Origin of the sequence: Rhodococcus sp. C-2 (assembly GCF_027854095.1) — a bacterium.
Lineage (GTDB): Bacteria > Actinomycetota > Actinomycetes > Mycobacteriales > Mycobacteriaceae > Rhodococcus_F > Rhodococcus_F qingshengii.
Genome location: NZ_JAQGFI010000015.1, coordinates 100,495 through 122,024, shown reverse-complemented (window position 1 = coordinate 122,024; position 21,530 = coordinate 100,495). Strand labels below are relative to the sequence as shown.

The window sequence follows — 21,530 nt, the reverse complement described above, 5'->3', positions numbered from 1 at the left end:
TCAACTTGCAATGCAAGTCCTTCAAAGCACCGACACGACGATGTGTTCGGTACCACCGAAGTAGCCGCCCTGCGCAGACGCGATGGTGTGCGTTCTGGCACCCGGCGACGTGAGTCTTCGGTCGGTTGAAACTTTTGTGAGTCAACCGTGTAACGAAAACGATAATTCAGAACCCCGGCACGGGCGCAACTAAGGTAGCCCTATAATTGCTCTGAACTGCGGCGATGCAGGGAGCCAGAAGGCCCCTCGACAGATTTCGGAGCTGCGTCTGTGCAGAGAAGTTCCGATTCACAGGATACCGAATCCGCAGGAAACAGGCGCGATGGGCGATGAATGCAACAACTGGCCGCAGCGATAAGAATCAGCTGCGGCCAGTGCGCCTCGAACTGTAACAAAAGTTGATCGATCAACCAAGGTCCAGGCCTGAATTGTTTGCTCGCAGAATGCCATCGCTGTAATTTCCGTAGGCTCACCCTTGAGAGACGGGTGGCGAAGAGCAAATGACAACAGCAGCAGTGGTGGGCAGTGGCCCCAACGGCCTCGCGGCGGCGATCGAACTCGCCCGCGCCGGAATCGACGTCCATGTCATCGAGGGTGCGGACAAGATCGGCGGTGGCACCCGCAGTAGCGAATACATAGTCGACGGACTCGTCCACGACGATTGCTCCGCCTTCCATCCCACCGCTTTGGCTTCTCCTTACTTCAAGGAACTCGACCGCGAATTCGGGCTCGCCAAACATGGCCTGACGTGGCTGTGGCCCGAGATCGATCTGGTCCATCCACTCGACGACGGCACCGCCGGGGTTCTGTGGCGTGACATCAACCGGACGGCTGACGGATTGGGTGCCGACGGTAAGAGGTGGCTCGACGTCTTCGGATACCTCTCCGAGAACTTCGACGAATTGGTGCAGGACGTCTTCAAGCCGATCGTGCACGTTCCGAAGCACCCGCTGATGCTCGCCCGTTTCGGCACGGGCGCTCTGCTTCCCGCGACGGGTTTCGCTCGGATGTTCAAGACCCCACAGGCGCGGGCACTGTTCGGCGGCGTCGCGGCGCACATGTTCGGGCCGCTGAACCTCCCCCTGTCCAGCGCTGTCGGCTCGATGCTCACTGCTGGAGCCCATGCTCACGGTTGGCCTGTGGCACAAGGTGGTTCGGGGTCAATTGCAGCCGCGCTCGCCTCGATTCTGCGCAGCCTCGGTGGCACCATCGAAACCGGGAACTGGGTCACCAACTACTCCCAGATCGCCGACTACGACATCGTCATGCTCGACATCGCACCCGATGCGGCCGGGCGCCTGCTCGACGGCCGGCAGCCTGATCGCATTGCCCGGGCCTACCGCAAATTCCGCTACGGCACCGCCGCCTACAAGGTCGACTACGCCGTGCGCGGTGACTCCGACGGAAGCGTCGTGCCGTGGACGAATCCGCATGCCCGCAAGGCCGGCACCCTGCACCTGTCCGGGACGATTTCGCAAACTGCTGCTGTCGAACGTCAGACCGTTCGGGGTCAGATGCCGGACAAGCCCTTCATTCTGTTGGGCCAGCAGTTCTTGGCCGACCCTTCCCGTTCCGTCGGAGACATCCATCCCGTGTGGGCGTATGCGCATGTGCCGCATGGCTATCCGGGCGACGCGACCGATGTAGTCACGCGTCAGATCGAGCGGTTTGCGCCGGGGTTCCGGGACCGGATCGTGGGCGTCCACGTGCGCAATGTGCCGCAGATGCAGGCGTACAACCCCAACTACGTGGGTGGCGACATCTCCGCGGGTGCGAACACGGCGCGGCAGATCATCGCGCGCCCCAGGTTCGGGCTCGACCCCTATGCCACCGGGGCCCCGGGCGTGTACCTCTGCTCGTCCGCGACTCCCCCGGGCGGCGGGGTCCACGGGATGGGTGGGTTCAATGCGGCGCGGGCGGCGCTGAAGGCGCTGGGTTGAGGCGTCCCCGATGGGGACGACATTTCGGACACACGTAGACGGAAAGCAGCGGGCGAATGCTTCGAACCATCGGCCTTCGCAGCAGGGATCCAACCAGCGACCGGGGGTGGCCGGAGGAGTCCTTAGAAATCAAGTGGATTCAGGCGAATTAAGCCGAGGTTTTCACACCGGCAGGTAGCGCCACGGTGTCGGGCCAGCCATGGGGAAGGTAGTTGTCTTGAGCGTTCCAGGAAGTCTAATTACTTCGGCCACATATGGTCTTTTCCGAAATCAGCAATCTGCATAAAGTCCGCAAGATGGTCCACACCACATAGGCGGCCATGACCCGAGAAGTCTTTGGCCGTGGTGCCGAGCTCGGCCACTGGACTCGCCATCCTGGAGCGCATCGCATAGTGACGATGGCGTCACCTACGAGGTGTGCGGTGTGGGTCGCTGTACTACTGGAACGGTCTCTTAAGTCGGCACATTGCACAATGCTGGGACGCTAGTTTTGGTACGTACTTCTGAGACACGACGAGCTGGGGCAAATCTCGATCTCACACCCGAACGGCCGGGTGTTCAATTCCAAGGAAATGAGACACACTCTCCGGGTATCCGGACCGGGGCGCCAGGGAACTTTCACTGCGAGGAAGGCAACCGCGACGGATTCGCTGAACCTGCTGACCGCGCGGCACGCGCGGGCCTCGAGGTGCGCAATGATGTTCGTGTGACGCACCGACTGCTGCCGCAGACTGTGCGCCGCCTGTTCGGACGGCATGCACGGGCTCGCGCTGCGCGTCCAATATTCGTCGTAGAGTGAGCCTCGTAAAGGAGCATTGTGAGCACCCTCGGTAGCTTCATCTGGTCGATCGCCGACCAACTTCGGGGTCCCTACCGCCCCAACCAGTACGGCAACGTGATCCTCCCGCTCACAATCCTGCGCCGCCTCGACTGCATCATCGAGCCCGACCGGGATACGGTGCGCGCGCTGGCCGCGAAGTACGACAACCCCAACCGGCTCAAGATCGAGGTCAAGAAGGCCACCGGGCGGCCGTTCTACAACACCTCGAACTACTCGTTCGCCAACCTCCTCAAAGACGCCGACGGGCTAGCGGACAACCTGGCCGACTACATTGACCGGTTCTCGCCCGATGTCGATGTGTTCGAGTACTTCGACTTCAAGAAGGAAATCCTCGCCCTCGAGAAGGCGGAGCTGCTGCGCGAGGTCATCACGTCCTTCAAGGCCGTCGACCTGCACCCGGACGTCGTCTCCAACGCCGACATGGGTGACGCGTTCGAATACATCATCCGCAAGTTCAACGAGACCGCGAACGAGACCTCCGGAGACCACTACACCCCACGGGACGCGATCCGGCTCCTGGTCGACTTGCTCTTCGCCGAGAAGGACGCCGACCTGACCGAAGCCGGCATCATCCGTACCCTGTACGACCCCACCGCAGGCACCGGCGGCATGCTCGCCCTGGCCGAGGAACACCTCCTCGAACAGAACCCCGACGCGAAGCTGAGCCTCTACGGCCAGGAGTACAACGGGCAGTCGTACGCCATCTGCAAATCTGACCTGCTCGCCAAGGGCCACGACGCCACCAACATCGCCTTCGGCAACACCCTCACCGAGGACGCATTCACCGGCAGAAAGTTTGACTACGGAATGTCGAACCCGCCTTACGGGGTCGACTGGAAGCAGTACGCCAAGGCGATCACGAAAGAGCGCGACGAGGCAGGCCCCTACGGCCGGTTCGCCCCCGGCCTCCCGGCGACCTCGGACGGGCAGATGCTCTTCCTACTCCACCTGGCCCACAAGATGCGCGCCCCCGAAGACGGCGGCGGCCGCGTTGGGATCGTCATGAACGGCTCGCCCTTTTTCAACGGCGCCGCCGCGTCCGGTCCCTCCGACATCCGCAAGTGGCTACTGGAGAATGACCTGGTCGAGGCGATCGTCGCGCTGCCGACCAACATGTTCTTCAACACCGGCATCGCCACCTACATCTGGATCCTCGACAACACCAAACATCCTGACCGAAAGGGCCTGACCCAGCTCATCGACGGCACCTCGTTCTGGACCAAGATGCGCAAGAACCTCGGCTCCAAGGGCCGCGAAATAAGCGACACCGACCGCGCCAAGATCGTGAAGCTGTACGCCGAATTTACCGACGCCGACCCCGACTACTCCAAGGTGCTGCGCAACGACGAATTCGGCTACTGGACCATCACCGTCGAAAGTCCCCTGCTCGACGAGAACGGCAACCCTGTCGTCGACCGCAAGGGCAAGACCAAGGCGGACTCGAAGAAGCGCGACACCGAGAACATCCCCTTCACCTACGGCGGATCGACCGCCGGAGCCGCGGGCAAGACCGAGGTAATCCAGGCATACTTCGACGCCGAGGTGAAACCCCACGTCCCCGACGTCTGGATCGACTGGACCAAGGTCAAGACCGGCTACGACCTCCCTTTCACCCGCCACTTCTACAAGTACGTCCCACCCCGCCCCCTTCTTGAGATCGACGCAGACCTGGAGAAGCAGGTCGCCAAGATCCTGGATCTCTTGCGGGAGGTTGAACAATAATGACGCGCTTCGGGCATGCAATGGAGAAGATCGACGACCGTATCCCCGGCATTGACCTTCCGCTGATGTCGGTCTCTCAGACCAGGGGCGTCATCCGACGCAGTGAGCTAACGGATGCGCCTCAGCGCGCGGAGTCGCTAGACGCCTACAAGGTATGCCGCCGGAACGACATCGTTTTCAACAAGATGAGCATTCGCGCCGGCGCTATGGGCGTCGCCGCTGAAGATGGTCTCGTGACCTACCACTACGAGGTCATGCGGCCACGTGAAGGAACTAGCCCGAACTTCATCGCCTACTTGATGAAGTCCTCCTGGTTCACCGAGGAACTCATCAAACGCGAACGCGGGATCGGCGCAGGAGATCAAGCCAACGTCCGGACTACCGAGGTACCCTTCTCAGTCCTTAAGACCGTCGACGCATACATCCCCACATATGCCACGCAGCGCGCTATCGCCGAGTACCTCGACCGCGAGACCTCCCTCATCGACATGCTCATCGAGGAGCAACAGAGATTGGTCGAGTTGCTGCATCTGCGCCGGCGTGCGGTCGTTGATGCGGCTTTATCGAAGGGCCTGGATTCAGAGGCTGGGCACTCCGAAACCGGGAGCCCGTGGTTCCCGGAGCTACCCGATGGATGGAAGGCTGTTCGCGCGAAACGAGTGCTGTCGTTTGGCCCTGCAAACGGCGTTTCTCCCGCGACTGGAGACACCGATGGCTTGAAGTCTCTGTCCCTCGGAGCGATCAGAGACGGGCGGGTCACAATGGGACCCAAAGTGACCAAGTTCGTCGACGGTTCCAGCCTCGCCAGTACGGACGCGCTCAGGCTTCACCCCGGCGATATCCTCCTTGTCCGGGGAAACGGCAACGTAGACCTCGTCGCGCGCGCGGGACTCGTCGGTCCTGAGTTCGCAAGCGAGGAGTACATATATCCCGACTTGCTCATTCGCGTCCGTGTGAACTCGTGCATGCTCCCCGAATTCTTCGTGTGGGCATGCAACGCGAGTGCAACGCGAGCACAGGTTCGGGCCCAGGCACGAACAGCCGTAGGCACCTTCAAGGTTGCGGGGGGAGACGTCCGTTCGCTGGTCCTACCCCAGCCTCCGCTGGACGAGCAGCGAGCCATCGTGGCGTACCTCGACGAGCAGACGTCGAAGATTGACGTACTTATCGAAGAGTCTGAGCGGTTCGTTGAGCTTTCGAAAGAGCGTCGTTCAGCGTTGATCACGGCTGCGGTGACGGGTCAGATCGACGTACGGGAGATGGTGTGATGGCCGATCACAACGAGGTCGTGTTCGAGTCCGAGATCTGTGAGTACCTGCGCTCCCACGGGTGGCTGTACTTGGCGAACGATGCCGGCTACGACCGGGAGCGGGCGCTCTTCCCGGAGGATGTGTTCGTCTGGTTGCAGGAGACACAGCGGGCGGCGTACGAGAAGGCGTTGAAGGCGGCGGGGTCGCAGGCGAAGTTCCTCGACGTGCTGGTCGCGGCGCTCGACAAGCCTCTTGAGCATGGTGGTGGGACGCTGAACATTCTGCGTAACGGGGTGCAGTACATCGGCGGTGGCCGGTTGAAGACAGCGCAGTTCCGGCCCGAGACCAGCCTGAACGCGACCACCAGCGAGCAGTACGGGGCGATGAGGGTGCGGGTGATGCGGCAGGTGCATTTCTCCACCGCTGACCGGCGCAGCATCGACCTGGTCTTCTTCGTCAACGGAATCCCGGTCGCCACTGTGGAGCTGAAGACCGACTTCACCCAGTCTGTTGACGAGGCGATCAACCAGTACCGCAAGGACCGGAATCCGCTGACCAACGGGCGCACGGAGCCGCTGCTGTCGTTCGGGCACCGGGCACTGGTCCACTTCGCGGTCTCCAACGACCTGGCCGCGATGACCACCCGGCTCGAGGGCGAGAAAACACACTTCCTGCCGTTCAACATGGGGCACAAGGGCGGCGCGGGGAACCCACCGGCCGAGGGCGGGCAGTCGGCGACGGCGTACCTGTGGGAGCGAGTCTGGGACAAGGACGCCTGGCTCACCATCATCGGCCGGCTGATGATCGTGGAAACCAAGCAGGAATGGGACGTGGCGACCGGGACGTCGGTGTCGCGCACGAGCATGCTGTTCCCTCGGTTCCACCAGTGGGAAGCCGTGACGAACATCGTGGCCGCCGTGCGCGAGGAGGGGGTGGGGCAGCGCTACCTGATCGAACACTCGGCAGGGTCGGGGAAGACGAACACTATCGCCTGGACCGCACACCGGCTCGCACGGCTGCACGTGGACGACGAGAAGGTCTTCGACTCGGTGATCGTGGTCGTGGACCGCACCGTGCTCGACGGTCAACTCCAGGACGCGATCCGGCAGATCGACGGGTCGGGGAAGATCGTGGCCACGATCAGCCCGGAGGATGTCCGCAAGTCGGGGGCGAAGTCGAAATCCGGGCTGCTGGCGACCGCGTTGAAGAGCGGGGAGCTGATCATCGCGGTGACGGTGCAGACCTTCCCGTTCGCCCTCGACGAGATCCGGGCCGACTCGTCGCTCAAGGGGCGGCGGTTCGCGGTGATCGCCGACGAGGCGCATTCCTCACAATCCGGCCAGATCTCCTCCAAGCTCAAAGCCGTCCTGACCGCGGAGGAGGTCAAGGAGATCGAGGAGGGCGGTGAGGTCGACGTCGAGGCGATCCTGGCATCGGAGATGACCGAGCGGGCCGAGTCGGAGAACATCTCCTACCTCGCCTTCACCGCGACACCGAAGAACAAGACCCTCGAGCTCTTTGGCCGCAAGGGTCCTGACGGGAAGCCGGTCGAGTTCCACCTCTACTCGATGCGCCAAGCGATCGAGGAGGGCTACATCCTCGACGTGCTCAAGGGCTACCAAACCTACGACACTGCGTTGAAGATTGCTGGCAAGGCGGAGAGCGGCGACGGCGGTGAGGTGGAGGAGTCCGCGGCGCGTAAGGGGCTGATGCGGTGGGTGAAGCTGCACCCGACCAACATCAGCCAGAAGGTGCAGATCATCGTCGAGCACTTCCACACCAACGTCGCCCACCTGCTCGAGGGCAAGGCGAAGGCGATGGTTGTGACCGACGGGCGCAAGGCTGCGGTGAAGTACAAGAAGGCGATCGACGCGTACATCGCCAAGCGGGCCGCTGAGGACGCCTCGTACAACTACCGCACCCTCGTCGCTTTCTCCGGCTCGGTGACGATGGACGAGGACGAGCAGTGGTCGTCGGACTGGGGGCCACAGCCGAGCAAGGACGACGAGTTCACCGAGGCCAACCTCAACCCCGGTGCCGGCTCGGACCTGGCCGCCGCCTTCAAAGGCGCGACGTACAAGATCATGCTGGTCGCCAACAAGTTCCAGACCGGGTTCGACCAACCACTGCTCTCTGCGATGTACGTCGACAAGAAGCTCTCCGGGGTCACCGCCGTGCAGACGCTGTCCCGGCTCAACCGCACCCATCGCACTGCGAGCGGGGAGCAGAAGCGCAAGACGTTCATCATCGACTTCGTGAACAAACCCGAGGACATCCGGGCCGCGTTCGAGCCGTACTTCACCGGTGCCACCCTCGAGACCGAGACCGACCCGTACGTCGTCGCCCACCTCGCCACCAAGCTCGCCCAGGCCGGGATCTACACCCCAGAGCAGGTACGCGAGGTCGCCGAACTATGGGTCACCCGCAAGGGCAACAACGCGCTCTCCGCCGCGATCAGCCCGGCCAAGCACGACTTCGCCCGCCGCTACGCAGCGGCGATCGAGACCGACGACAAAGTCACCCTCAACACCCTCGACCTGTTCCGCAAGGACGTCTCCACCTACGTCCGGCTCTACGACTTCATGAGCCAGATCGTCGACTACGGCGACCCACACATGGAGATGCTATCGATCTTCCTCCGGCTCCTGGACAAGGTAATCGCAGACTCGTCCTGGGCCGCGGAGATCGACCTTTCCGACGTGGTCCTGGTCGGGGTCAAACACAACAAGGCGGCTGCGGTCGACATCTCGCTGACCGGTGATGGCCAACTCAAGGGCATCAGCGCCGCCGGTACCGGCACCCGGAAGGAGCCGAAGTACGTCGCCTTGCAGGTCGTCATCGACAAGATGAACGACCTCTTCGGTGCCGAAGCGTTCACCGAGTCACAGATCCGCGAGTTCGTGCAAGGGTTGGTGCAGCGACTGCTCGCCTACCCAGACCTGGTCAACCAGACCAAGGTGAACTCGAAGAAGCAGTTCATGGAGTCGCAGGACTTCCAAGCGGCGGTCACTGAGGCGGTCGTCGACAACCAGGAGGCCCACAACACCATGGCCGACTACTTCTTCACCGACGGGTCCGGCATCAACGGTGTCATCGTTGCGCTAGCGGATGCCTTCTACGAGTCAGCAATCGATCAGAAGGCGGTCGGTTGAGTGCTCCCGCTCCGAAGAGGATGTGCGGGTGCTCGACTGGCCTACTTCTGTCCGCGACCACGGCCAGGTTCGGACGGCGATTTGCTGCGCTACCCCGATGCTGTTTGAGTAACCTTGGCGGACAGTGATATTCCGGATACCGGACCTACTATGAACCGGTCCGCGTCGCCATCCGAAGGCTGGATCTTCGACGTCCGATCTCGGTCAGCGGCTTAACGGACATTAGAGGCGGTTGTCTGACCCGGAAATTAGCGAGGCGAGCCCCCGCCCTCGAAAACAGTTGTACGACAAGGGGAAATCAGGCGAACCACTTGCACCGATGGATGGGGCCGCAGATCCGGCAGCCGCCCGAGGCGATTTTCATTGACCTCGCCAATCGATTCTTCAATATGCCACTGGTGCCGCATCCTTCTTAGCCGCCGTACCGACCAAAGCGGTGACTACCGGACACGTCATTGTGAATTCCGACACTAGCAGTCCGCCGGCAACCTCCATTCCGGTAGCTCCAGAACGGCGAAGCACTTCGTGCCGAACCACCCCGCCATGGGGTGAATGTCCGTTATCTTCCTCGATAGTGGTTGCAATCTCCTGGCTGCTTGGCATCCCCCGCACGGATGCTGTCACCACGAAAGGGAGCACATCTGTGAATGGACCCGCAACGCCTACTCGTTTGTCCCGGACCACCGCCACCCTCGGTGTCGGCGCGCTCGCTGCCGCGATCACCTTCGGCAGTGCAGTTGGTACTGCATCAGCCGATAGTCCGGTCGTCGACCTCGGCAGTATCTCTTTCGCGGTGACCAACGGTCCCGACAACACCATCTACGACATCAACGCCATCATCAATCTCCCGCCCGGCACACTGCCGCCAGGGATGATGACCCCTCAGATCACTGCGCCCGCCGCGCCCCCTCAACCAGTCGGCGACCCGTTTGCGGGCACCGCATTGGACTTCGTTCTGAGCTTCATTCAGGCCTTGGCCAGATAGCCGACAACAAAAAACGAGGCCACGAACTCTTATGAGTTCGTGGCCTCGTCTTGTGGTGGGCGAAGGGGGACTTGAACCCCCACGTCCCGAAGGACACTGGCACCTGAAGCCAGCGCGTCTGCCATTCCGCCACTCGCCCGAGCAACGCCGAAACATTATCACGACAAACTTTGAAAGTTCTATTCGTGCAGATCAGGGCACGAATCGATGAACACCGAGCACCCAAAAGCCCAGAACCGATACCATGCTGAAACAGCGGCCAGGTACTGCCGAAGCGACATTTGACAGTACCGTGGAACCTGTACAGCAGTTTGGACGACACGCGACAAGGCGGTGCCGGCGCTACTTGCCGAGCATTTTGCCGTCGTAGGTGCGAGGCGAGAGGAGGGCCCGATGGGCATCGTGCAGCGATTCGAACGAAAGCTCCAAGGAGCTGTCGGCGACGCATTCGCGCGGGTCTTCGGTGGTGGTGTTGTGCCGCAGGAAGTAGAGGCGGCGCTCCAGCAGGAGGCACGTGACCGCGTCGAGCACCTCGGCGGCGGAATCCTTCTCGCCCCCAACAACTACGTGATCACCATCAACAACTCCGATCACGAAGAGTTGGCAGCAGATCGCGAACTGACGACCAAAGCTTTCAGCCGACACCTGCAGGATTTCATCCGCGATCAGGGTTGGCAGACGTACGGCGACATCTCGGTCACTTTCGAGCCTTCGCCTACGCTCCACACCGGTCAGTTCCGCACCCGCGGAACCGTCGACCCGGATGGTGACGCCGAGCAGGCATCACCGCCGTCGCATGTTCCGCAGGTTTCGTCGCGGCCTCCACAACGGCCGCCTCAGCGACCCGCACCGATTGTTCCCCCTGTTTCCAATCCAGTCCCGTCACAACCAGGAGCCGGCCCCATGACGCAGAACTCAGGCTACGAACCAAGCCGCGAACCGGCGGGTCGCCAGCCCGAACCGCAGCAGCCGGCACGGAACGGGTACTCCCACGACGACGGCGGTTACGCCGCTCCGCAGGGCCAGGAAGCGCCGTACCAGAACGGTTACGACCGCGGCGACGGTTACCGCACGGGCGACGACCAGCAGGGCTACAACCAGCAGCAGGGTGGCTACGACCAGCAGGCGTACCCGAACCAGCAGCAGCCGTACGAGCAGGCCGGTTACGACCAGCAGGGCTATGACCAGCAGGGCGGCGGCTACGACCAGCAGGGTTACCAGCAGCAGCCGTACGACCAGCAGGGCTACGGCCAGCAGGCGTACCAGGGTGGGTACGACCAGCAGGGCTACCAGCAAGGCGGCTACGACCAGCAGGGTTACCAGCAGCCGTACAACGGCCAGTCTTACGATCAGCCGGGTTACGACCAGCAGAGCTACCAGCAGGGCGGCTACGACCAGCAGGCGTACACACAGCAGCCGTACGAGCAGGCCGGCTACGAGCAGGGCGGCAACTTCGAGCAGACGCAGGCCTACCCGCAGCAGGGCTACGCCCAGCCGCAGGGCGGTTACGCACCGACGGCCCAGAGCCTGACGGCAACCCTGCAGCTCGAGGACGGCAGCGGACGTCACTTCCAGCTTCGCGACGGCAGCAATGTCATCGGCCGCGGCCAGGAAGCTCAGTTCCGCCTCCCGGACACCGGCGTCTCACGTCGCCACATCGACATCCGTTGGGACGGCCGCACCGCGATGCTGTCCGATTTGGGATCCACGAACGGCACCACCGTCAACGGAGCACCGGTCCAGGACTGGCAGCTTGCAGACGGCGACATCATTCGTGCAGGTCACTCGGAGATTCTGGTTCGCATTCTCTGAGCTGAGAAACGGACGCCAGGATTTTTCCGATAACAATCGAACATTCGGCGGTCCGTCGGCGCGCCGCCGTCACGCGGCTGTCAGTATCGTGATCTTCGGGGCCCAGAGCCCCCTATGATGCTGCCAGTCGACAATGCTCGAACCCCGCTGCGGCGGGGCTCGAGCCATAGAAGGAGGTGGACAGCCGTGCAGGGCCTGATTCTGCAACTCACACGGGCGGGCTTCCTGCTCCTACTGTGGCTGTTCGTCTGGGCAGTCCTCCGCACTCTCCGCTCCGACATCTATGCCGGTTCCGGGGTCAGGGTTCCGCCGCGGTACACCCGCGCCGGAAAGGTCCTGCCCTCGCTGGGCAAGGCGAAGGTGCCTCGGTACCTGGTGGTCACGCAGGGCGCCCTCGCCGGCACCCGCATCACCTTGGGTTCTCAGCCCGTCATGATCGGCCGCGCCGATGATTCGACGCTCGTTCTCACCGACGATTACGCGTCGACGCGCCATGCGCGGCTCTCGCAGCGCGGAGCTGATTGGTACGTCGAGGATCTCGGTTCGACCAACGGCACCTATCTGGACCGCGCCAAGGTCACCACTGCGGTGCGCGTGCCGCTGGGCACTCCGGTTCGCGTCGGCAAGACGGTAATCGAGCTGCGCCCGTGACCCTTGTTCTCCGCTACGCGGCGCGCAGCGACCGCGGTCTCGTGCGCTCCAACAACGAAGATTCCGTGTACGCCGGTGCACGCCTGTTGGCCTTGGCCGACGGTATGGGCGGACACGCGGCCGGTGAGGTCGCGTCGCAGTTGATGATTGCCGCTCTGGCGCATCTCGACGACGACGAGCCTGGCGAGGATCTGCTCGGCAAGCTCGAGGCAGCCACCCGCGAGGGCAACGATTCCATCGCCGATCACGTCGAGGAAGAACCCGAACTCGACGGCATGGGCACGACGCTCACCGCGATCCTCTTCTCCGGCAGCAAGCTCGGCCTCGTGCACATCGGCGACTCGCGCGCCTACCTGCTGCGCGACGACCACCTGACGCAGATCACCCGCGACGACACATTCGTCCAGTCACTGGTCGACGAGGGCAGGATCACCGCCGAACAGGCACACACGCACCCGCAGCGATCCCTGATCATGCGGGCGTTGACCGGTAACGAGATCGAGCCGACGCTCACCGTGCGCGAAGCCCGCGCCGGCGATCGCTACCTGCTCTGCTCCGACGGCCTCTCCGATGTGGTCAGCGACGAGACCATCGAGAACACGATGCGCGAAGGCTCGCAGGAGCAGTGCGCCGACCGTCTCATCGAATTGGCGCTGCGCAGCGGCGGTCCCGACAACGTCACCGTCGTCGTCGCCGATGTCATCGACCTCGACTACGGCCAGTCACATCCCATCGTCGCGGGCGCCGCGTCGACGGAAGAGGAAGAGGACGCCCCTCCCCCCAACACCGCTGCCGGCCGCGCCGCTGCCATGCGTCCGCCGCGCGCGACGCCCAAGCGAGTTGTCTCCCAACCCGAACCGGAACCGAAGAAGAAGCGGAACCGGTTGTGGTGGGTGGTCCTCGCCGTGGTGCTGATCGCGCTGGTCGGCGTCGGCGCCGTGATCGGCCGCGCCGTCATCCGCAACAACTACTACGTCGGCGAAGACAACGGCCGCGTGACGGTGCTGCGCGGAATCCCCGGTTCGGTGCTCGGGTACTCGCTGCAAGACGCGGATCTGGTGGGTTGCGTCGGCGACGACGACGTCCTGACCCTCGTCTCCCCCGACGCGATTCCCAGCAACTGCAACATCCTCGAAGTGACGGATCTGCAGCCGTCGGCGCAGGAGCAGGTGCGCGCCGGGTTGCCGTCCGGCAAGCGTGAGGATGCGCAGAGCCAGATGATCCGTCTCATCGGCGGCGATCTGCTGCCTCGTTGTGAGCCGATTCCGACGACGACGGCCACGCCCACTCCCCCGCCGGCACCGGAGACCACGCCGCCCCCCGCACCGCCCGGGGAGCCTGCTGCGCCGACGACGGCGGCACCCACGACTACGCCGACGCCGACCGACATTCCCGGTCAGACTTGCAGGACGGTCAACTGATGTCGTCCAACGCAGCTGCGGGGACGGCTTTTCCGAGTCCGCCCGGAGGTTTTGCCCCGGCGCCGGTCCAGTCGACCCGTCGAAACATGGAGCTGCTGCTCCTGGGCTTTGCCGTCATCATCACGACGGTCTCGCTTCTGCTCGTCGAGGCGAGCCAGGAACAGAAGATCACGCTGGACCTCGCCAAGTACGCGCTCGCGTACACGGGCTTGTTCCTGATCGCGCACTTGGCAATTCGGCGCTATGCGCCGTACGCCGATCCGCTGCTGCTGCCGATCGTCGCCCTGCTCAACGGCCTGGGGTTGGTGCTCATCCACCGGCTCGACCTCGCCGACGAACAGACAGCGCTCTACAACGGCGTCGAGGCACCGTCTCCGGATGCGAACCAGCAGGTCATGTGGACTGCACTGGCGATCACCGGATTCGTGCTGTTGCTGGTGTTCTTGAAGGACTACCGCCTGATGGCGCGGTTCAGCTACACGCTCGGCCTCGCAGGCCTGGTGTTCCTGGCGATTCCCGCGATCCTGCCGGCGAAGTTCTCGAGCGTGAACGGCGCGAAGATCTGGATTCGCCTGCCCGGATTCAGCATTCAGCCAGGTGAGTTCGCGAAGATCCTGCTCATCATCTTCTTCGCGTCCGTGCTCGTCGCCAAGCGCGACCTGTTCACCTCGGCCGGTAAACACTTCCTGGGCATGGATTTTCCGCGTGCCCGCGACCTCGGTCCGATCCTGCTCGCCTGGATCGTCTCGGTGGGCGTGCTCGTCTTCGAAACCGACCTCGGTACGTCGTTGCTGCTCTTCAGCACCGTGCTGGTGATGCTCTACATCGCGACCGAACGTGTGGGCTGGCTGGTGATCGGCGGCGGACTGCTCGCCATCGGATTCTTCTTCGCCTACAAGATGTTCGGACACGTGCGCGTGCGCGTCGACACCTGGCTGGACCCGCTCGGCGACTACGCCAACACCGGTTATCAGATCTCGCAATCGCTGTTCGGCCTGGCCACCGGTGGTATCGCCGGAACAGGTCTGGGCAGCGGCCGCCCCAACCAGGTGCCGTTCGCGAAGACGGACTTCATCATCGCGACCATCGGCGAAGAGCTCGGCCTGATCGGCCTGGCCGCTGTGCTGATGCTGTTCCTGCTCCTCATCGTGCGCGGCCTGCGTACGGCGTTGGCCGTGCGCGACAGCTTCGGCAAACTGCTCGCCGCCGGTCTGTCGTTCACGATCGCGATCCAGATTTTTGTCGTCGTCGGCGGCGTCACCAAGCTGATCCCGCTGACGGGTCTGACTACACCGTTCATGTCGTACGGCGGCTCGTCGCTGCTCGCGAACTACCTACTGCTGGCCATCCTCGTCCGGATCTCGGACGCGGCTCGTGCGCCGGTAGTGACGAAGAAGAAAGGTCCGCCCCCAATCGCTGACGCCAATACCGAGATGATGCCGCGCGTATGAACACTCCACTGCGCCGCGTCGCGATGGCCGTCATGGTGATGGTTGTCGCGCTCCTCGCCAACGCCACGTACGTACAGGTCATCAAAGCTGACGACCTGCGAGCCGACCCGCGCAACTCGCGGGTGCTGCTCGACGAGTACTCACGCCAGCGAGGTCAGATCTCGGCTTCCGGTCAGGTGCTTGCCGCCTCCCGCGCCACCGACGACCGGTACAAGTACCTGCGCGAGTATCCGAATCCGTACCCGTACGCACCGGTCACGGGCTTCTACTCGATGCAGTACGGCAGCGCCGGCCTCGAGCGCACCGAGGATCCGATTCTCAACGGCTCGGACAACCGGCTGTTCAGTCAGCGCTTCTTCGACCTGGTGTCCGGACGCGATCCGCGCGGCGGCAACGTCGTCACGACGCTCAATCCGGCGATGCAGCAGGTGGCGTACGACCAGCTGACCAGCAAGGGCTACACCGGTTCCGTCGTCGCCATCGAGCCGAGCACCGGACGCATCCTGACGATGGTCAGCACCCCGAGCTACGACCCGAATCTGCTTGCCAGCCACGACGGCGCCGAAACCACGAAGGCGTGGGACGAGCTCAACGCGGACCCCAACGATCCGCTGGTCAACCGCGCGATCTCGCAGACCTACCCGCCCGGCTCGACCTTCAAGGTGCTCACCACGGCCGCAGCTCTGGGCAACGGCGCGACCCCGGACGACCAGCTGACCGCGGCGCCGCAGATCACGCTGCCCGGCACCAGCACGACCCTCGAGAACTACAACGGCAGCACGTGCGGCCCCAACCCGACGGCGTCGTTGCGCGACGCGTTTGCGCGCTCGTGCAACACGGCGTTCGTCGAACTGGGCATCAAAGACGGCGCCGACGCCATCAAGGACGAGGCCAGCGCCTTCGGTATCGGACCCAACACTCCCGCGATCCCGCTGCCGGTTGCAGACAGCACGGTCGGCGACATCTCCGACGACGCGGCTCTCGGCCAGACCAGCATCGGCCAGCGCGACGTCGCGGTGACCCCGCTCGAGAATGCAGTGATCGCCGCGACCGTCGCCAACGGTGGTGTGCGGATGCAGCCCAACCTGATCTCCCAGTTGCAGGCACCGGATCTGACCGATCTCAGTACGCCGTCACCGGTGTCGATGGGTCAGGCGATCTCGCCGGCAGTGGCCGCAACGCTGACTGATCTGATGATCGGCTCGGAGAACTTCACCGGCGGCGACGGCAAGATCCCCGGAGTTCAGATCGCGTCCAAGACCGGTACCGCCGAGCACGGCGTGAACCCGCGGGAAACTCCGCCGCACGCCTGGTACATCGCTTTTGCACCGGCGCAGAATCCGACGGTCGCCGTGGCCGTCATCGTCGAGAACGGTGGTGACCGCGGACTCGCCGCTACCGGTGGCTCGGTTGCTGCGCCGATCGGTCGTGCAGTCATCGCAGCCGGAATCCAAGGGGGCTGAACCGTGGCGTTGAACAACGGCGCTTTGATCGCCGATCGTTACCGATTGATCCGTCTCATCGCCACCGGTGGGATGGGTCAGGTGTGGGAAGCCACCGACTCCCGGCTCAACCGTCGCGTCGCCGTCAAGGTACTCAAGTCCGAGTTCTCTTCCGATCCGGAGTTCTTGGAGCGCTTCCGCTTCGAGGCCCGCACCACCGCACAGCTCAACCATCCCGGTATCGCCGGAATCTACGACTACGGCGAGACCCGTGACAGCTCGGGTGATTCCACGGCGTACCTGGTGATGGAACTCGTCAACGGTGAACCGCTCAACGCCGTCCTGGCACGCGTCGGCCGCCTGGCGGTTCCGCATGCCCTCGACATGCTCGAGCAGACCGGCCGCGCCCTGCAGGTCGCACACGACGCCGGTGTCGTGCACCGCGACGTGAAGCCGGGCAATATCCTCATCACGCCTACTGGCCAGGTGAAGATCACGGACTTCGGCATCGCCAAGGCCGTCGAGAACTCTCCTGTCACGCGCACGGGAATGGTGATGGGCACCGCCCAGTACATCGCGCCCGAGCAGGCCCTCGGTCAGGACGCGACCGCGGCGAGTGACGTGTACTCGCTGGGAATCGTCGGATACGAAGCACTTTCGGGTCGACGTCCGTTCACGGGTGACGGCGCGCTGACCGTCGCGATGAAGCACGTGCAGGAAACCCCGGCGCCGATGCCGGCCGACCTGCCGCCGAACATCCGCGAGCTCATCGACATCACGTTGACCAAGGATCCGGCCGGCCGCTACGCCAGTGGCGGCGAGTTCGCCGACGCCGTTGCAGCCGTTCGGGCAGGAAGGCGTCCACCGCCGCCCGGTCTGCTCGCCACCGGTGCCGCGAGCGCGTTGCCGGCAACGGGTGCCACGCAGGTCATGCCGCCGACGTACGCGGGCCCGGTGACGGGCGCAGCTGTTGCGGACGACGCGGCAGCCGGCGGAATGACCAGTGGGCAGAAGGCCGTGGCATGGGCCGGCGGCGGATTGATCTTGTTGGCGTTGATCATCGGCGGAGTCTGGATCGCAACCGACGGTCCGAGCGACCCGACGCCACCCGTCGTCACGTCCACGACGTTGCCGACCACCACGACGACCAAGCCCACCACCACGACGACTCGGCCGACGACGACGACCACCGAGCCGACAACAACGACGACTCGGCCGACGACCACAACGACCGAGCCGACAACCACAACGACAACGCCGACCACGACCACAACAACTCCGACGACCACAACCACCACCACGACGACAACGACGACCACAACGACCACTGAGCCGTTGGCGGATCCCGGAGACGCTGAAGAACCGCTAGGACAAGACCAATGACGACACCCCGCAATCTCTCCTCCCGCTACGAGCTGGGTGAGATTCTCGGCTTCGGCGGAATGTCCGAGGTTCACCTGGCGCGCGACCTCCGACTCAGCCGCGACGTCGCGATCAAGGTGCTGCGTGCAGACCTCGCGCGCGATCCCACGTTCTACTTGCGGTTCCGTCGTGAGGCGCAGAACGCTGCCGCGCTGAACCATCCGGCGATCGTGGCCGTCTACGACACCGGTGAAGCCGAGACCGACGCCGGGCCGCTGCCGTACATCGTCATGGAGTACGTCGACGGCGACACGTTGCGTGACATCGTGCGCAGCACCGGGCCGATGGCTCCGCGCAAGGCGATGGAAGTGATCGCGGACGTCTGTGCCGCTTTGGACTTCAGCCACCGCAACGGCATCGTGCACCGCGACGTCAAGCCCGCCAACATCATGATCAACCGTGCCGGCGCCGTGAAGGTGATGGACTTCGGTATCGCCCGTGCCATTTCCGACGCGTCGAGCCCGATGACGCAGACGGCCGCCGTGATCGGCACCGCTCAGTACCTTTCGCCGGAACAGGCGCGAGGTGAGCAGGTGGACGCGCGTTCGGACGTCTACTCGCTCGGTTGTGTGCTGTTCGAGATTCTGACGGGCGAGCCGCCGTTCAAGGGTGATTCACCGGTCGCCGTGGCGTACCAGCATGTTCGTGAAGATCCGCAGACGCCGTCGGAGATCAATCCCGACATTCCGCGCGAGCTGGATTCGATCATTCTCAAGGCGATGAGCAAGAACCCGGCCAACCGCTACCAGAGCGCCGGCGACATGCGCAGCGACTTGGTACGTGTCCTGGGCGGTCAGCGTCCGAGTGCTCCGATGGTGATGAACGACGAGGACCGCACCACCATCCTCGGCGCCGTCGGCTCCGACACCGGGAACTACCGCACTGCTCCCGATCCGGTCGAGCCGGTTGCTGCGAGGACAACTCGCGCCGCCGAGCCGCCTGCCAAGAAGAAGGGCGGACGCTACGCCCTGATGGGCATCGCGGCGCTTCTGGTGATCGGTCTGGTGACGTTCTTCCTCATTCGGGTGAACTCGCCGAAGGTCGAGATGGTGACCGTTCCGGGTGACCTGACCAACCAGCCCGCCGACGTCGCCGAGGCGACGCTGACCAACGCCGGATTCCAGGTGGAGCGTCAACAGAAGACGGACAAGGTGATCGCCGCCGGAAACGTCATCACGACGCGTCCGGTTGCCGGGGTGCGCATCGAGAAGGGCAGCACCGTCACCATCGACGTGTCCACCGGCCCCGAGCAGGTCGCGATCCCACGCCTGACCGGGCTGAGCCAGGACGACGCGGAGAAGAAGCTCAACTCCGTCGGACTCCGACTTGATCCGACCATCGGCAAGGCGGCATCGACCGTCGCCGAGGTCGACAAGATCGTCAATCAGGATCCTGCCGTCGGAGTGTCGGTTGTTCTCGATTCCGCGGTCTCGATCACCGTCGGCACCGGACCGGAGCAGGTTCGTGTCCCGGACGTCACCGGTCAGCGTGAAGAGGTGGCGAGGCCCAACATCGAAGGTGCCGGGTTCGTCGTCCAGATCACGGAGATCGATTCGGGACTGCCGAAGGGACAGGTTGTTTCGACCGACCCGACCGGCGGTACTTCGGCCACCAAGGGTTCGACCGTGACGCTACGAGTGTCCAATGGCAACCAGGTCGCGATGCCTGATCTGACCAACAAGACGGTGTCGGAGGCGTTGAGCACGCTTCGCGCAGCCGGTTGGGCGGGAACCGCTTCGCAGCTGGTGCAGAACCAGAGCACGACGCTCACCCCGGAAATGGTGGGCAAGATCGTCTCGCAGACCCAGCCTCCGGGCTCGGAGATCTCCAAGGACGCGGTCATCACCGTCAGCGTCGGAGCGCTCGGAATCCCCGGCCGCTAGCAAAGTGAAAAAGTGCCTCCCGGAGATTTCCGGGAGGCACTTTTTTGTGGACAGGTGTCAGAGAATTGCGGGCAATGCGCCACCGAGCGCCGACGCGACCTCGGCCTCGAGGGCTGCGACGAGTCCTTCCGGAGGCGCCTCACCGCAGACTGCGAGCCAGTTCGCGAGCATCCGGTGCCCACCCTGAGTGAGTACGGACTCAGGGTGGAACTGGACGCCGTGAATCGGCAGTTCACGGTGACGCATCGCCATCACGACGCCGCTCTCGGTGTGGGCAGTCACCTCGAGTTCCTCGGGAATGGTGTCCTCGAGAACCGTCAGCGAGTGGTAGCGGGTAGCGGTGAAGGGATCGGGCAGCCCGGCCAGGACGCCGACGTCCTTGTGGTGAACCAGGCTCGTCTTGCCGTGAAGCAGTTCGGGCGCGCGGTCGACGGTTCCGCCGAAAGCCGCACCGATCGCCTGGTGTCCGAGGCAGACGCCGAGCAGCGGGGTCTTGGTGTCGGCACAGACCTTCACCAGATCCATCGTCGCTCCCGCGCGCTGCGGGGTACCGGGGCCCGGGCTCAGGAGAATGCCGTCAAACTGCGCTACTGCACCTTCGAGGTCTGCCGTCAGTTGTGGATCGTCGTTGCGCCAGACCACGGCTTCGGTTCCGAGCTGGCCGAGGTACTGCACCAGGTTGAACACAAAGCTGTCGTAGTTGTCGACGACGAGAATCCTCATGAGAGCAGGGTAAACGCCTGTGCTATCCGCCGGTATAGGCGGGGACCGTGATCTGCGACGGCGTTGCCTGCGTGTACCCGAGGCCGAAGCGGGTCGCGTACTGCTTGTAGATCCGAATGCCCGGTTCGGCGGCGAGGGCCGCCTCGAGGCGCGCAACGTCGCCGATCGCGCTCATCACATACGGCGGGCTGTATGTACGGCCGTGCAGAAGAAGAGTGTTTCCGATGCACCGCGGCGCCGACGTACTGATGATCCGTTGGTCCTGCATGCCTACCGCTTCGGCACCGCCCGCCCACAGCGCGTTCAGGACGCTCTGGACGTCCTGCTGATGCACGACGAGGTCGTCCGGGGTGGCGTCGACCGGGTACTTGCCGTCGGCGTTGCGCGGAGCGTCCGTCATGGTGACCACGACGCCGGGGCCGGTCATCTCCGTCAGTCCCGCGTCGGCGGAGATGTTCTTGATGTCACCGAGCGCGGCGGCCACTCCGGCGTCGGACCGAGCCGCGTCTTGCTGCAGCGAATCGAGCTGAGCGGCAAGTTCGTCCCGGTCGGCCGAAACTTTTTCGGCATTGGCCTGGGCGCTGCGGACCAGATCGGAGAGCCTGGTGCTTTCGGTGACCTGGAGCTGGTTTTCCTCGGCGGATCGTTGCGCCGTGGCGACCATCAGACCGGCTACCAGGCAGACGGCAAGTACACCGATGTGCCAGACGGTTCGTGAAGATTCACCCGAAGACACGTGGCTCCTCCCGGATTGTGCAGGTCGGCCGGTGACCAACTGGACACAGCTACGTTAGCGTGTAGGTAACACATGCAGGTCACACCGTAGAGCGAGGAC

The 21,530-nt window shown here is 63.9% G+C and carries 14 protein-coding genes and 1 tRNA gene; 12 read left to right on the top strand and 3 right to left on the bottom strand.

The window, feature by feature from the left end; translation table 11 throughout:
* Positions 1-500: 500 nt before the first annotated feature.
* From PCS43_RS27895 to PCS43_RS27875, 5 genes are all read left to right on the top strand, one after another.
* Entirely contained in the window at positions 501-1,940 is a 1,440-nt protein-coding gene (locus PCS43_RS27895; protein WP_209910705.1) for a phytoene desaturase family protein, read from the top strand.
* Between the two features lie 817 nt (positions 1,941-2,757).
* Entirely contained in the window at positions 2,758-4,503 is a 1,746-nt protein-coding gene (locus PCS43_RS27890; RefSeq protein ID WP_209910702.1) for an HsdM family class I SAM-dependent methyltransferase, read from the top strand.
* Between the two features lie 20 nt (positions 4,504-4,523).
* Positions 4,524-5,771, top strand: coding sequence for a hypothetical protein (locus tag PCS43_RS27885; RefSeq protein ID WP_209910698.1), 1,248 nt, complete (start codon positions 4,524-4,526; stop codon positions 5,769-5,771).
* Positions 5,771-8,905 (top strand): type I restriction endonuclease subunit R, encoded by a 3,135-nt coding sequence (locus PCS43_RS27880; protein WP_209910694.1) that lies wholly within the window; start codon positions 5,771-5,773, stop codon positions 8,903-8,905. Before PCS43_RS27885 ends, PCS43_RS27880 begins: the two co-directional genes overlap by 1 nt.
* A gap of 643 nt (positions 8,906-9,548) precedes the next feature.
* Positions 9,549-9,890, top strand: coding sequence for a hypothetical protein (locus tag PCS43_RS27875; RefSeq protein ID WP_007735779.1), 342 nt, complete (start codon positions 9,549-9,551; stop codon positions 9,888-9,890).
* Between the two features lie 53 nt (positions 9,891-9,943).
* Here PCS43_RS27875 and PCS43_RS27870 read toward each other — a convergent pair.
* Positions 9,944-10,029 (bottom strand) — tRNA-Leu (locus PCS43_RS27870).
* Between the two features lie 254 nt (positions 10,030-10,283).
* Here PCS43_RS27870 and PCS43_RS27865 point away from each other — a divergent pair.
* The 7 genes from PCS43_RS27865 (at position 10,284) to pknB (ending at position 19,972) form a co-directional block, all read left to right on the top strand.
* Entirely contained in the window at positions 10,284-11,702 is a 1,419-nt protein-coding gene (locus PCS43_RS27865; RefSeq protein ID WP_020905627.1) for a DUF3662 and FHA domain-containing protein, read from the top strand.
* Between the two features lie 186 nt (positions 11,703-11,888).
* Positions 11,889-12,353, top strand: a complete 465-nt coding sequence (locus PCS43_RS27860; RefSeq protein WP_003943418.1) for an FHA domain-containing protein FhaB/FipA — start codon at positions 11,889-11,891, stop codon at positions 12,351-12,353.
* Positions 12,350-13,774 (top strand): PP2C family protein-serine/threonine phosphatase, encoded by a 1,425-nt coding sequence (locus PCS43_RS27855; RefSeq protein ID WP_007735776.1) that lies wholly within the window; start codon positions 12,350-12,352, stop codon positions 13,772-13,774. Before PCS43_RS27860 ends, PCS43_RS27855 begins: the two co-directional genes overlap by 4 nt.
* The gene (locus tag PCS43_RS27850; RefSeq protein WP_007735775.1) at positions 13,774-15,225 is read left to right on the top strand and encodes an FtsW/RodA/SpoVE family cell cycle protein; all 1,452 of its coding nucleotides are present in this window, start codon (positions 13,774-13,776) and stop codon (positions 15,223-15,225) included. The genes PCS43_RS27855 and PCS43_RS27850 overlap by 1 nt, the downstream gene beginning before the upstream one ends.
* Positions 15,222-16,688, top strand: a complete 1,467-nt coding sequence (locus PCS43_RS27845; protein WP_007735774.1) for a peptidoglycan D,D-transpeptidase FtsI family protein — start codon at positions 15,222-15,224, stop codon at positions 16,686-16,688. The genes PCS43_RS27850 and PCS43_RS27845 overlap by 4 nt, the downstream gene beginning before the upstream one ends.
* A gap of 3 nt (positions 16,689-16,691) precedes the next feature.
* Positions 16,692-18,050 (top strand): protein kinase domain-containing protein, encoded by a 1,359-nt coding sequence (locus tag PCS43_RS27840; protein WP_019746232.1) that lies wholly within the window; start codon positions 16,692-16,694, stop codon positions 18,048-18,050.
* Positions 18,047-19,972, top strand: coding sequence for a Stk1 family PASTA domain-containing Ser/Thr kinase (gene pknB, locus PCS43_RS27835; RefSeq protein ID WP_007729221.1), 1,926 nt, complete (start codon positions 18,047-18,049; stop codon positions 19,970-19,972). Before PCS43_RS27840 ends, pknB begins: the two co-directional genes overlap by 4 nt.
* A 57-nt stretch (positions 19,973-20,029) precedes the next feature.
* On the opposite strand, the gene PCS43_RS27830 is transcribed toward pknB, so the two are convergent.
* Together PCS43_RS27830 and PCS43_RS27825 are read right to left on the bottom strand one after the other, a co-directional pair.
* Complete coding sequence (locus tag PCS43_RS27830) at positions 20,030-20,695, bottom strand: aminodeoxychorismate/anthranilate synthase component II (protein ID WP_003942537.1); 666 nt, start codon at positions 20,693-20,695, stop codon at positions 20,030-20,032.
* Between the two features lie 22 nt (positions 20,696-20,717).
* On the bottom strand, positions 20,718-21,431 hold the full coding sequence (locus tag PCS43_RS27825) for a DUF881 domain-containing protein (RefSeq protein ID WP_003942461.1): 714 nt from the start codon (positions 21,429-21,431) through the stop codon (positions 20,718-20,720).
* Between the last annotated feature and the right edge of the window lie 99 nt (positions 21,432-21,530).